Below are 13301 nucleotides of genomic sequence, written 5' to 3'. Positions count from 1 at the left end.
CTAACGCCCGATACGACTTACCTGCCGGATACCCACGGCGGCGATCAGGCCCATGATGGCCGCGACCACCGCCAGCGCCACGCGCAGGGTGGAATGGTGCGTAATGCCGCCGATGATCGCCGGCCCCAGCAGCATGCCGGTATAGGCCCATCGCGCGATCGCGGCGACGCCTTGCGCCGGGCTCAGGCCGGGCAGCCGCGCGCCGGCCAGGAAGAAGAACGGCATCAGGTTCGCCACGCCCAGGCCCATCAGCAGCAGGCCGGCCAACGTCCAGGCGGGTTGCGGCAGGCATACGGCGAGCGCGATGCCGGCAAAGCCCATCCACGCGCTGATTGCCAGCGTGCGGCTATCGCCGATGTGACGCCGCAGCGGATCGGCGGCGAAGCGTCCGCAGGCCATGCCCGTGGAAAACGCCGCATAGCCGTAGCTGGCCAGTTGCGGCGCGGCGTGGGCGACATCGCGCAGATAAACGCTGGCCCAGTCGTACATCGCGCCTTCGCAGATCAAGCCCAGGAAGGCGAAAAAGCCCAGCACCCATAGCGCTGCCGGAACGCGGCGGCGTCCCGCCGCCGCCGCGTCCTCGTGCGTGGGCGCGTCGTCGAGCAGCCGCGGCGTGCCGATGGCGATCGCCGCCAGCGCCATCACGGCGATGCCGCAGGGATACATCCAGTGCGGCAAGGCCGCCAGCGCGGCCAGGCCACCCAGGCCAGCGCCCACCATGCCGCCGACGCTGAACATGCCGTGCAGGGTGGACATGATGGGTTGGCCGCCACGCGTTTCCACGCCGGCCGCCTGCACGTTCATGGTCACGTCGAAGCCGGCCATCGCCATCCCGAACACCAGCAACAGTCCCAGCAATGCGGCGTAGTCGGGCATCAACGGCACCAGGGCGGTCGTCACCGCGTAAACGATGCCGCTGATCGTCAGCGCCCGCGCGCTACCGATGCGCGTGGCCCAGCGGCCGATCGGCCCCATCGCGATGATGGCGCCGCCCGCGACGACCAGCATGGCGAACGACAACACGAAATCCGAGAGCGCGAATCGCGACTTGATATCCGGAATCTGCACGCCCCAGGCGGCGAAGGCGGCGCCATTGACGAAGAACTGCGCCATCACCGCACGAGTCGCGGCGCGCATGCGGGCGGCTTCCAACGGGGCCGATCCACTGGAAGGTATGACGTTTACTGAGTCGGACATCGTGTCGGTACCATCGGTTATGCATTAGACGGTCAGGAATCGCGCGCCGCGTTCCCGCGTCTGGGTCTCCAGCACGGGCGCCAATTGCCGCACGGTACGCCTGAACTGCTGCGCCACCGGGCCCAGCGGTATCGCGCGGCGCCGGAGCAAGCCCAGGGTACGCCTGACTTCCGGGCCGGTCAGGGCGCGTATCGCCAGTCTGGCATCGGGGGAATCCGGCAGTGCAGACAACGGCACCACGGATATTCCCAGGCCGGCCTCGACCAGGCCCAGCGCGCTGGTCAGGTGATCGATTTCCACCAGGTGGTCGCGCTGCCACCGCCACTTGCGCAAGGCCTGTTCCAGCACCGCGCGGTTGCCGCTGCCCGGCTCCGACACGATCAAACGATAGGGCTTCAAGTCGTTCCAGCTGACAGGGCCGCGTTCGGCCAGGGGATGATCGGCGGGGCACGCCAGCAGGAAGGGCTCGGTCAGCAAGGCATCGAAGGCCAGCCCTTCGGCGGTCCGCGTTTGCAGCGTCACGCCGAAATCCACGGAACCGTCCAGCACGGCGGACATCACGCCGGCGACGTTGGCTTCGACGATACGGATGCGGGTTTGCGGCCGCTGCTCGTGGAAAGAGCGCAGGATATGCGGCAGCAGAAGCCGGGTGGCGGTCGGAATGCAGGCCAGGCTGAGCTGGCCGCTGCGGCTGGCCAGCCTGTCGTCGATCGCCGACAGCGCCTGCTCCAGGTCATCCAGGATGCCGCGCGCGCGCGGCAGCAGCAGTTCGCCGATGGGGGTCAATTGCACGCGCCGCGTCGTCCGTTCGAACAGGGGCGCGCCGATGGCCGTTTCCAGGCGTTGAATGCGCCGCGTCAGCGCTGGCGCCGAAATATTGAGCTCGCCGGTTGCCAGTTGGAAACTGGCATGCCGGGCCACCGCGACGAAGCCGCGCAAGCCTTCGAGATCGATCGCGTTCAAGGAAGCCATAAGGGCATGGGAGGACAGCGTCGGCAGATGGCAGGGCATGGCCCCGGCGCCTGGGGCGGCATGCGGCGTAAGGCAAAAAAAGACCGGACAACGCCGCGCCACGAATTATTCCACTTCACGCAATAATAACGGTGCAATAGGCAATTCACAATGCGCCCGCGCCCGCCTGATACTTGCCGGATCAACGCCAATCGCCAGATTACTCAGGCAGCCTATCCCGGAGACAGCCATGGGCCACGCGCCAGCCACCGACGAAGTCCAGAATCCCTATACGCGAGGCATCGCGGAGTTCATCGCCACGTTGAAGTACGAGGACATCCCGGACCACGTACGGGAACGCATCAAGTTGCTGATCCTGGACTCCTTTGGCTGCGCGATCTTCGGCGCCGAGCTGCCCTGGAGCAAGATTCTGCTGGAAACGCTTTTGGCGGAAGACCACACCACCACCACGCCGGTCTGGGGCACCGACAAGCGCCTGTCGTCGCCGCATGCGGCGCTGGTCAACGGCACGCTGGTGCAGGGTTTCGAAATCGACGACGTGCATCGCGTGGGCGTGCTGCACGTCGGCGCGGTCACGCTGCCGGCGGTGCTGGCGGCGGCAGGCAGCCGCCCCGGAATGAGCGGCCGTGATTTCCTGCGGGCCTGCGTGGCCGGTTATGAAATCGGTCCGCGCGTGGGCATGTGCATGGGCCCGGAACATATCGCGCAAGGCTGGCATTCCGGCGCGACGGTCGGCGTGTTCTCCGCCGCGGCCGGCGCGGCGGCCGCGCTCGGCCTGTCCGCCGAACAGGCGGTCCACGCGCTGGGCATCGCCGGCACGCAGTCGTCGGGCCTGATGGCCGCGCAGTTCGGCGCCATGGTCAAGCGCATGCACGCCGGCCGCGCTTCGCAAAGCGGCCTGTATGGCGCCCTGCTGGCCGCGCGCGGCTTTACCGGCATCGTCGACGTATTCGAGAACCCCTACGGCGGCTTTTGCAGCACCCTGTCGCGCTCCACGGACCGCTTCGACCTGACCAAGCTGACCGCCGGCCTGGGCACGCAGTTCGAGGTCATGCGCATCGCGCTGAAGTTCTATTCCTGCGTGGGCAGCAACCATACGACGCTGGATGCGCTGCGCACCATGCGCGCGCGCAAGCCCTTCGGCGCCGACGACGTCGAGGAAATCGTCGTGGAAGGATCGCGCGTGACCGTCGACCATGTCGGCTGGAAGTATGTGCCGCAGGGCCTGACCTCCGCGCAATTGAACCTGCCTTACTGCGTGGCCACGCTGCTGCTGGACGGCGACGTTTTCGTCGATCAGTTCACGGAAGCGGACGTCACCAACCCGGACCGCATCCGCGTTTCCCAGAAGGTAAAGGTGGTCGAAGACCCCGCCATTACCGCGCGGGGCGCGGTCTATCGCCACATGGTCAATGTGAAGCTCAAGCTGAAGGACGGCACGCGGATGGAAGAAACCGTCGAGGCGCCGCGCGGCAGCGAGCATTCCTTTGCGTCGGCCGACGATGTCATCGAGAAGTTCGTCAAACTGGCGTCGCGCCGCATCGCGCGGCAGCAGGTCGACCGCGTGGTCGACACCATGATGAATATCGAAAACCTCGACGACATCGGCACGCTGGTCGACGCGCTGACGGTCAAGCGCTAAGCGCCGCCAGACGACACGGGGCCCGGCATGCGCATGCCGGGCCCCGGTTTTTTCTGGGCTTTACGCGGTGACGTGCAGCTGCGTGCCCACCATGCCGTAGCTCGACAGCTGGGGCGCCACCGAACCGATCAGGCTAAGGATGGTCTGCGACTGGCTGTCCAGGGTCTTGCGCAGCAACACGTTCTGCGCTTCCTGCATCGCGTTGGCCTGCTGCAGGCCGACGGCGGCGCCAACGGTGGCTTCGATCGAGGAACTGTCCATGGTGGGTAGCCCAATTAGGAAAGATTCCGAAGCATACAGTATGAATGTGTCATTTGGTACCCTCATCGTCGTCCGGGCCGCCGGATTGCCCTCAACGCATTTGAAAGAGCTCCTGGTGAAACCGTTCGGCCGGCAGACCATGGGCAATGAAATCCTGGCGCAACGCCTTGCCGAACGCCGGCGGGCCGCAGAACCAGAAGCTGGCGGTCCGCCATTCTGGGACACTGTTCCGGATTCGCTCGCCATTCAGGCGTCCGTCCTTCCCATCCACCAGCAGGTGCAGGTGGACACCAGCGGCGGCGGCGTCGGAGGCAAGGCGGTCGATCGCCGCCTGCTCGAAATCCGCGGTCGTGTGGAACAGATCGATCGTTTTCGAGTCCGGCACGGCGGCCCGTTGCTTTAGCCGGGCGACAAAGGGCGTAATGCCGATGCCGGCGCCTACCCAGATCTGGCGCGGCTGCGCATCGTCGAAATCGAAACAGCCGTAAGGGCCTTCCACCGTTACGGACATGCCGACACGGAGCCGATGCCGCAACTGGCCGGTATAGTCGCCGAGCGCCTTGGTGATAAAGACGAGCTTGCGGTCGCTGGGGTTCCAGGCAGAAGCGATGGTGTAAGGGTGGGCGCCTTCGCGCTTGTCCGAAGTGACGAAGGCGAACTGGCCCGCGACGTGGCCACGCCAGCCGTTCTGCAACATGACGGTGGTTTCCAGCACGCGCAGCGCCGGATATTCGATCAGCCCGACAATAGTGCCTGCGACCTGGCGGTTGGCGCCTATCCTGCCGGCCAGGGCCAGCAGTGCCGCCGCGCAGCCGCCCACCAACAATGCCGCCAGCACCCACCCGACCGGCTGTGTCCAATAGTCCGCCTTGACGAGCACGACCGTGTGGTAAACCAGGACAAGATAGACGGCCGCCAGCCATTTGTGGGTCTTGGCGAACAGGTGGTAAGGGAACCGCTTGACCAGTGCCAGCGCGATCAGGACGACGGCGACGTAGAACGCCCATTCCCCCAGGGATTCAGCCAGTCCACGCTGGGTGCGCGACCATCCTTCAATCGCGCCGTGCGTTACCACCGGCCGCGGACCGCGTGCAGGTCTTTCCAGCCACCCCCAGCCCACCATCCACTTGGTTCCCGTGGCCCACCACCAGTGCAGGATGGATACCACCAGCGCGCTGATGCCCAGCCACTTGTGCAGGCGATAGATCTTGTCCAGCCCGTTCAGGCGCGGCTCCAGCCATTTGGGCCGCAGTGCCAGCATCATGGCGATGCTCATGGCGCCAATGCCGAGCACTCCACTGAACTGTATGAAAGCCGCGCGGAACGAAAAGTATGTAAACGGCGTGGGCACCAGCGTGTCGGCCGCCAGCCATAACCCTACCAACACCAGCAGGATGGCCAGGTAAAAGATTTTGATGCGCTTCACGGAGGTCCTCCGATGCGATGCGGGCCATTGCGGCACTCAATGTCGCTATACCCCGTTCCTGGAAGACTCCATTTGAGAAATGTCAGCCTCGGCGGACATTTCCCGCGCACCCGGGCGAACCACGCATCGGTCGTCGCCATGACGGCCGACGGAAGGACGCCGCCCTACCTGGAACCAGGAAGAACGTCTTTCCCCCGGCGGGCGCGCGCAGCCAAGCCCAGGTACACCAGCCCGGCCGCCACGCTGGTGTGGCCGCTATAGCTGACCAGACCCAACCCCCAGCCCTGCCCGGCGACGACGATTCCCAATGCCAGGGCAAGCACGCCCCATCCCGCCATGCGCAAGGCCCGCGTGCCGCGCGCCGGCAAGTGCCGGCCGAACACCGCTTCCTGCTGCCGTTCCGTCGCCAGCGCCAACGCGGTGAAGCCCGCGGTGCAGCACATCAGGACCAACAGATGGATCATCGCCCGGCCTCGCGGCGCGGCGGGCGATTGCCCGGCACAGAGTCCTTCTTGCGCATGGTCCGCCATGCCAGCGCCGCATGCAGGATCGCGAACACCCACATCACCAGGTCGAACCCCGCGTAGACCCAATCCCCCGCCGCCACGCTATGCCACAGCGGCCGTTGCGTGGTCAACGCGTTCAGCACGGGCAGTAGCGCCAACAGGCCGGCCGCCAGCCACAACAGCTCGATCCATGCCCGCCGGGCCGGCCGTGCCAGGGAGTACAGCAGCGTCGCCGCCCAGGCCAGGAAGAACACATCGATCTCCGTGCCGGCGCGGGCTGTCAACGCCATCGGTAGCAGCCGGTTGCCCCATAGGAAAGCCGCCATCGCCACCGACAGGCCGGCAATGGCGGCGATATTCAGGCGCTCCACCAAAGCAAAGCCGAAATAAGGCCGCAGCGGATCGGCCAGTTTCTGGCGGCGCTTGACGGTCCACATGACCAGCCCGGTGCCCACCATCGCCGTACCGGCCAGGCTGACGATGAAATAGAGCCAGCGCATCTGCAGATCGCCGAAGCGTCCCCTGTGCAAGGCGAACATCACACCCCGTACCTCGGCCGCGGCGCCCACGCTATCCCGGGCTTCCAGCAGTTTCCCCGTGGCGCCCTCGAACAGCAGATATTGCGGGCTGGTGGACACACGGCCGGATTCGCCGCGCGTGACGGCAACGCGCGCGGCCGCGTCGCCCGGCAAGGTGACGGTGACCCGGCCGACGTTGTCCTGGCCCCAGCGCGCCTGCGCCTGGCGCACCATCGGCCCCAGCGGCGCCAGCGCGGCCTTCTGCCCGCTGGGCTGGCCCGGCTGTATGAAGGCGCTGATCTGGGACCGCAGCTCCTGGCGCTGTGCCGGTGTCTGCAATGCAAGGTCCTGGCCCCATGGCATGTACATGGCCATCAGCGTCACCAGGCCGGTATAGGTGATCATCAAATGGAAAGGCAGGCCGAATACCGACAGCGCGTTGTGGGCGTCCAGCCACGATCGCTGGCCCTTGCCCCCTCTGAAGGTGAAGAAATCGACGAAGATCTTCTTGTGCGTGATCACGCCGCTGACAATGGCCACCAGCATGAACATCGCGCACAGGCCCGCCACCCAGCGGCCCCACAGCGCCGGCATGTAGTGGAACTGGAAGTGGAAACGGTAGAAAAACTCGCCGCCCAGCGTGCCGCGTGCGGCAACGCGATGTCCGGTGGCAGGGTCGAAGGTGGCCGACTGGAATGCGCGCCGGCCCGGCTCCTGTTGCGGCAGGCGCCAGAATACGTCGACGGCGTTGCCGCGTTCCGTGGGCAGCTGCATGCTCCACTGCGTGCTGCCGGAGGCAACGGTGCCCAGCTCATCGGCGATGCGCTGCGCCACCTCGGCCGCGTCCGGCCGATGCGCCAGCTCCGACAGCTCGGGCCGCATCCACTGCGATATCTCGTCCTTGAAATAGCTGACCGTGCCGGTCAGGAACATGGCGTACAGCACCCACCCTGCCAGCAGGCCGGCCCAGGTATGCAGGTCTGACATGGACTGGCGGATGCCCCGCCCCGTATGCGTGGCGAACACCCATATCACCGCGCCCGCATACACGGCAAAGCTGGCCAGCATGCCGGTCAGCACCGCCTGCGGCCGGCTGATCGGCAGCGCCAGCGCCGCCACGCTGGCCAGCGCGGCCAGGGCATAGCCGCCGGCCACGGCGGCGAAGATGCGTATCACGAGCGGTCCGACGCGTCCGATCCGGACCATGGCTGCCTCCCTTTCATTCGTTAGAAATCGATCTGCGCCGACAGCAGCAGGGTGCGCGGCGCGGCGACCGTCGCATAGGTACCGCTGACCAGCCAGTAGTCCTTGTTGAACAGGTTCTCGATGTTGGCGCGGAACACCACCGATTTGCCCATGACGTCGGTCACGTAGCGCGCGCCGATGTCGTAGCGCGTCCAGGCAGGCACCTTGATGGTGTTGGCCGCGTTGAAGTACGTCGACGCGGTATGGATGACGCGGGCATTCAGGCTCAGGCCGCGGATCCACGGCGTATCCCAATCGACGCCCAGGTTGAAGGTGTTGCCGGGCACGCCATTGGCGTCGTTGCCGTCGTTCACACCGCCGGCGGTGCGCTGCAGCGTCGCATCGTAGAAAGTCGTGCTGGCCATCACGCGCAGCCCGCGCGTCATCTCGCCATAGGCCGACAGTTCCAGCCCGCGGTTGCGTTGCTCGCCGTCGAAACTGTAGATGTTGGTATCGGGGTCGGTCATCGCGTTGGGGCGGTCGATCTGGAACACCGATGCGGTGGTGATCACGCTACCCCAGTCGACCTTGACGCCGGCCTCGTACTGCTTGGACTTGTAGGGCGCGAACACCTGGCCCGCGTTGGCGGCCGTGGCGGGCGCGATGCCGCCGCGCGTCAGTCCCGAGGTGAAGTTCCCGTACACGGACACATTGGACAGCGGCTTGAAGACGATGCCCGCCAGCGGCGAGACCGCGCTCTCGTCATAGGAAGAGGTCCGCGCGCCCGTGGCGGTGGAATAGTTGTCCAGTACCACGCGCTGCTCGCGCACACCGGCCGTGATCAACAGCCGCCCGTCCGCGAACGACAGCGTATCGGTCAGTGCCACGCTGGTCAGCGCGGTTTCCGATGCCTTGGCCGGCGATTGCCGGTCGCCCGTCACCGGCGGCAGCGGCGCCGGATGGTAAATGTTCGAAGCGGCCCGGGTCGCCGAGGTCACGTAGGCATTGCCCGCTTCCTGGTCCAGCCGCGTGGCGCCCAAGGTCAGGGTATGGCCGATGCCCCAGGTATCCAGCCGCACCCGCACGCCGACGTCGCCGGTCGTGGTCTTGCTGTACGAATCGTAGTAGGCATTGGTGACCGTGAAGTTGCCTTGCTGGTCCACCGGCCCCGAGGGAAAGGTCTGGTCCGCCGACCCGTAGCGGTAGCCGACGGCGCCATAGACGGTGACGCGATCCGTCACGTCGTACTCCATGCGGGTGGCGATAGTGGAATCCTGCAGCTTCAACCTGGTGCCGGGATAGAAGTTGCGATGCCCGGACGGCGGGTCCGGCAAGGACGTGACGGACGACTGGAATCCGACCTGCGGCCGGAAGTTATCGGTATCCTCGCGCTGGTCGTAGGCATCCAGCGACCAGCGCAGCCTGGTCCCGCGGTAATCCAGGCCGATGGCGCCCACGGTTTGCTGCTGGTTGCCGTTGTCGATGGGCGTCGCGCCGTCGCGATAGACCCCGTTCACCCGGATGCCCCAGGCATTGTCCTCGCCGAAGCGGCGGCCAACGTCGAACTGGCCGCCCAGTTGCCCCTTGCTTTGATAGGTGGTGGTCAAGCGGGTCAGCGGATCGTCGCCGGCGCGCTTGGTGACGATATTGATGCCGCCGCCGATGCTGCCGTTCGGGCTGATGCCGTTCATCAAGGTGCCCGGCCCCTTCAGGACTTCCACGCGCTCCATGATCGCCACCGGCATGCGGCTGGCCGACGCCAGGCCGTACAGGCCGTTCAAGCCCACATCGTTACTGGCCACGGTGAAGCCGCGGATCTGGAAGTCTTCGCCGAAGCCGTTGCTGGCGGTCAGCATGCGCACCGACGATTCGTTCTGCACGACGTCGGCCAGCGTCCTGGCCTGCAGGTCCTCGATCGCCTCCGAAGTGTAGTTGGTGGTGCTGAAAGGCACGTCCATGGCGTTGGACGTGCCCAGGATGCCCAGGCTGCCGCCCGTGGCGATCTGCCCGCCCGCATAGACTGGCGGCAAACCGTTGTCGGCTGCCGTGCTGACCCTGACGGTCGGCAGTTGCACCGCGTGCGCGCCGGTATTCGCCGGCGGGCTCAGGACATAGCTGCCGTTGCCCTGCCGCCCGGCGTGGATGCCCGTATTGGCCAACAGGGCGTCCAGGCCGCCCTGGATGGTGTACGCGCCCTTCAGGCCGTCGCTGCGCCGGCCTGCCGTGACCTCAGGCCTGAACGACAGCATGATCCCCGACTCGCGTCCGAAACGGCTCAGCGCGTCCTCCAGCGTTCCCGCGGGAATGTCGTACTCGCGGACCTGGACGGCCTGTGCCTGCGCCGCGGGCGACGCGGCAAGAAAAACCATCGCGCCGATGGCGCCATGGGCGATACGCGCGGCCGCGCACGTCAACGCGGCACGCCGGGTTAGCAATTTGAAGGGACGCTCGCGTCCGCGGACCTGATGCATGTGTGGCCTTTTGTCTGGAGTGAGGATGCGTTCTCACTTCCATGACCCGCGAAACAGGAAAACGGCTCATCCGGCTCCCCCCGCGGCCGGCACCAGCCGTGTCAGGCGCTGCCCCCAGAACCGCGTGCGGATTTCCAGCCGCGCGCCCACCGTCGTGCCGACGGTGCGCAGGACCTCGTCGATATCGCGCAGCGGAAAAGAGCCGGACACGCGCAGCGCGGCGATGGCGGGATCGCAGGACAGCGATTCGGCGCTATACCGCCCCAATTCGGCGACGAAGTCGTCCAGGCGCATGCCGCGCGCCACGATGAAGCCGTCTTTCCAGGCGAGGCTGGATGCTTCCACCTGGCGCGGCGGCGCGATGGCGCTGGCCGTGTAGGTGGCGGCGTAGCCGGCCGGGATGTCGATCGCGCGGCCGTCGCCGGCGGGCCGGATGCGTACCGCGCCCGCGAAGACGGCGATTTCGGTGCCGCCGTGGCGCCGCCGGGCGGTGTATTGCGTGCCCAGCGCCTGCGCCGTCCCCTCGGCGGTTTCGACCAGAAAGGGCCGCGCGACCGGTGCGGGATCGGCGGCGGTGGCGATGAATATCTCCCCGCGTATCAGGCGGATCCGCCGCTCGCCGGCGGTGTACCGGACGTCGATGGCGCTTTCGGTGTTAAGCACCAGCCGCGTGCCGTCGGCCAGGACCAGCGCGCGGCGTTCGCCCACCGCGGTGCGATAGTCGGATGTCCATACACGCCAGGGCGCATATTCCTGAAGGCCCCACGCGGCACCGCCGGTGAACGCCAGCGCCGCCAGCGTCTTGACGGCCCGCCGCCGCCCCGGCGCCGCCGGCGGCGCCAGCGAGGCCCGCGCGATAGCGGCGTTCGGTGCCGACGCCAGCGGCCGCAGCCGGCCGTTGACGGCCTCGATGCGTTGCCATGCCCGCTCGTGATCCGGGTGGGCGCGGCGCCAGCGATCCCATTGCGCCCGCACTTCCGCGGACACGGCATCGCCTTGCAGTTCGACCAGCCATTCCAGGGCGCGCTCGGCTACCTCCGGCGCAATGCCGGCGGCGTCGGGAGTATCGCGATACCAGGGCGAGGCGGACAAGGCGGCGTCAACCCGTAAAGGACAGGTCGGCGAAGTAGCAGCGTTGCAGGGCCTTGACGATATGGCGCTTGACCGTCGCGATCGAAATGCCCAGCGCTTCGGCGACCTGCCCATGCGTGTATCCGTCCAGCTGCGACAGCAGGAAGGCCCTGCGCACGATAGCCGGCAGGCCGTCCAGCAGCCTGTCCAGCTCGAACAGCGTTTCCAGCACGATGGCGCGTGCCTCCGGCGACCACGCCGTCGCCGCCGGCGCGGCGGCGAGTGCCTCCAGGTAGGCTTTCTCCAGCTTTTCCCGCCGCCAGTGGTTGGAGACCAGGCGCTGGGCCACCGTGGTCAGGAAGGCGCGCGGCTCTTCGATGGCCGGCGGCACCCGGTCGCTGCTCAGCAGGCGGATGAAGGTGTCGTGCGCCAGGTCCGCCGCCTGTTCGGCGTTGCCCAGGCGCCGGTGCAACCATCCCTTCAACCAGGAATGGTGGTCGCTGTAGAGCGCTTCCACGGTGATGGGGAAGAAATATCCCGAGGTACCCAAGATCGAGCCTTTTTCGTCGGCCGCCCGATCCCGCCGGACCGGCGGCAGCCAGTGCACATCTGCAAATAGTAATCGTTACCATTATCAAGTGTACACCGGCCGCGCGACCGACATCGCGACCCCTGGGGGCCCGCGGGTTACGCCCCCCCCGGGGCCGGCGCCGCTAGCCGCCCAGCGCGCCCAGGTTCAGCGCGTGGCTGCGCCCGATCCACATCGCCCTGTCGCGATGGTCGGCCAGGGCATCCCCGGTATTGGGGTGGAGGAACACATCCAGCCCGTCGTGGTTCAGCGCCAGCCACGTCGCCACGCGGGCGAGTTCGACCGGCGCGAAGGCCAGTTGGTAGCTCCACCGGGGATGAGGCCCGACCGGGCGCTCATGGAAGCGCCCCATGGCGACGGTGTCGCCGAATACCTCGACGATGCGCTGGCGCAGCGCATGGGCGGCGTCGCGGGTGGCGGCGTCGAAATACACATGCGCGTGCCAGCCGTCCACCACGGACAAATCGTCCTGGGTCATGACTGCGCGCCGCCGGCCGGCTGCAGCTTGTCCTGCGTGCGGGTGTCGAAGTCCGTGGCGTCGTGCCGCTCGTGCAGCTGGCTGGCGGGGTCGCCGTTGACCCGGTTGACCATCCTGCCCCGCCGCACCGCCGCGCGCTCGCCGATGACATCGGCCCAGCGCTGCACATGCTTGTAGTCCTGCACCGACAGGAATTCGCCCGCGCCATACACCAGGCCCTTCGCCAGCGCGCCGTACCACGGCCAGATGGCGATGTCGGCAATGGTGTAGTCGGCGCCCGCGATGTATTCGCTCTCTGCCAGGCGCTTGTCCAGCACGTCGAGTTGCCGCTTGGCCTCCATGGCGAAGCGGTCGATCGCGTATTCGATCTTGACGGGCGCGTAGGCATAGAAGTGGCCGAAACCGCCGCCCAGGTAGGGGGCGCTGCCCATCTGCCAGAACAGCCACGACAGGCACTCGGCACGCCCGGCCGGATCGGCGGGCAGCAAGGCGCCGAACTTTTCGGCCAGGTACAGCAGGATCGCGCCGGACTCGAAGACGCGGATGGGCCGCGGACCGCTGCGGTCCATCAGCGCCGGAATCTTGGAATTGGGATTCACCTGCACGAAGCCGCTGCCGAACTGGTCGCCATCGCCGATGCGGATCAGCCACGCGTCGTACTCGGCCCCGCGATGGCCCAGCGCCAGCAGCTCCTCCAGCATGATGGTCACTTTCTGGCCGTTCGGCGTGGCCAGCGAGTACAGCTGCAAGGGGTGGCGGCCGACGGGCAGTTCCTTTTCGTGCGTCGGTCCGGAGACCGGGCGGTTGATGCTGGCGAAATGGCCGCCATTGGCCTTGTTCCAGGTCCAGACTTTCGGCGGCACGTATGCGGATGAATCGCTCATTAACAGCTCCACGTAAGGGTCGGTCATGTTGACGACCGGTATTCGGATAAACAATGCCACGCGCCGCAACCCCGCGGGGGGCGCGCGTGGCCCATGCATTC

General features: G+C 67.0%; 12 protein-coding genes. 1 reads left to right on the top strand and 11 read right to left on the bottom strand.

Going from position 1 to position 13301, the window contains the following annotated elements; all coding sequences use genetic code 11:
* Together CAL28_RS03980 and CAL28_RS03975 are read right to left on the bottom strand one after the other, a co-directional pair.
* Positions 1-1137 carry an MFS transporter gene (locus CAL28_RS03980; RefSeq protein ID WP_254925975.1) on the bottom strand — a complete coding sequence of 379 codons (1137 nt, stop codon included), beginning with the start codon at positions 1135-1137 and terminating at the stop codon, positions 1-3.
* 84 nt (positions 1138-1221) lie between these two features.
* Positions 1222-2208 (bottom strand): LysR family transcriptional regulator, encoded by a 987-nt coding sequence (locus tag CAL28_RS03975; RefSeq protein WP_254925974.1) that lies wholly within the window; start codon positions 2206-2208, stop codon positions 1222-1224.
* A gap of 190 nt (positions 2209-2398) precedes the next feature.
* Here CAL28_RS03975 and CAL28_RS03970 point away from each other — a divergent pair, with 190 nt between their 5' ends.
* Positions 2399-3811 carry an MmgE/PrpD family protein gene (locus tag CAL28_RS03970; protein ID WP_094840084.1) on the top strand — a complete coding sequence of 471 codons (1413 nt, stop codon included), beginning with the start codon at positions 2399-2401 and terminating at the stop codon, positions 3809-3811.
* Positions 3812-3871: 60 nt separating this feature from the next.
* Here the strand turns inward: CAL28_RS03970 and CAL28_RS03965 are convergent, their stop codons facing one another.
* The 9 genes from CAL28_RS03965 to yghU form a co-directional block, all read right to left on the bottom strand.
* Positions 3872-4072 (bottom strand): putative motility protein, encoded by a 201-nt coding sequence (locus tag CAL28_RS03965; RefSeq protein ID WP_094840083.1) that lies wholly within the window; start codon positions 4070-4072, stop codon positions 3872-3874.
* A gap of 91 nt (positions 4073-4163) precedes the next feature.
* Positions 4164-5498, bottom strand: a complete 1335-nt coding sequence (locus CAL28_RS03960) for a ferredoxin reductase family protein (RefSeq protein ID WP_094840082.1) — start codon at positions 5496-5498, stop codon at positions 4164-4166.
* Positions 5499-5662: 164 nt separating this feature from the next.
* Complete coding sequence (locus CAL28_RS03955; protein WP_094840081.1) at positions 5663-5962, bottom strand: DUF3325 domain-containing protein; 300 nt, start codon at positions 5960-5962, stop codon at positions 5663-5665.
* Positions 5959-7728 carry a PepSY-associated TM helix domain-containing protein gene (locus CAL28_RS03950; RefSeq protein WP_254925973.1) on the bottom strand — a complete coding sequence of 590 codons (1770 nt, stop codon included), beginning with the start codon at positions 7726-7728 and terminating at the stop codon, positions 5959-5961. Before CAL28_RS03950 ends, CAL28_RS03955 begins: the two co-directional genes overlap by 4 nt.
* Positions 7729-7748: 20 nt before the next feature.
* The gene (locus tag CAL28_RS03945; protein ID WP_254925972.1) at positions 7749-10178 is read right to left on the bottom strand and encodes a TonB-dependent receptor; all 2430 of its coding nucleotides are present in this window, start codon (positions 10176-10178) and stop codon (positions 7749-7751) included.
* A gap of 66 nt (positions 10179-10244) precedes the next feature.
* Entirely contained in the window at positions 10245-11270 is a 1026-nt protein-coding gene (locus CAL28_RS03940) for a FecR family protein (protein WP_254925971.1), read from the bottom strand.
* 7 nt (positions 11271-11277) lie between these two features.
* Positions 11278-11799: a sigma-70 family RNA polymerase sigma factor gene (locus CAL28_RS03935; protein ID WP_094840612.1), complete on the bottom strand. Its 522-nt coding sequence runs from the start codon at positions 11797-11799 to the stop codon at positions 11278-11280.
* Between the two features lie 163 nt (positions 11800-11962).
* The gene (locus tag CAL28_RS03930) at positions 11963-12316 is read right to left on the bottom strand and encodes a DOPA 4,5-dioxygenase family protein (RefSeq protein ID WP_094840079.1); all 354 of its coding nucleotides are present in this window, start codon (positions 12314-12316) and stop codon (positions 11963-11965) included.
* Positions 12313-13200: a glutathione-dependent disulfide-bond oxidoreductase gene (gene yghU, locus CAL28_RS03925; RefSeq protein WP_094840078.1), complete on the bottom strand. Its 888-nt coding sequence runs from the start codon at positions 13198-13200 to the stop codon at positions 12313-12315. Before yghU ends, CAL28_RS03930 begins: the two co-directional genes overlap by 4 nt.
* Between the last annotated feature and the right edge of the window lie 101 nt (positions 13201-13301).

Source organism: Bordetella genomosp. 11 (genome assembly GCF_002261215.1).
Classification (GTDB): domain Bacteria; phylum Pseudomonadota; class Gammaproteobacteria; order Burkholderiales; family Burkholderiaceae_B; genus Bordetella_C.
This window is presented reverse-complemented; position numbering and strand designations above follow the sequence as displayed.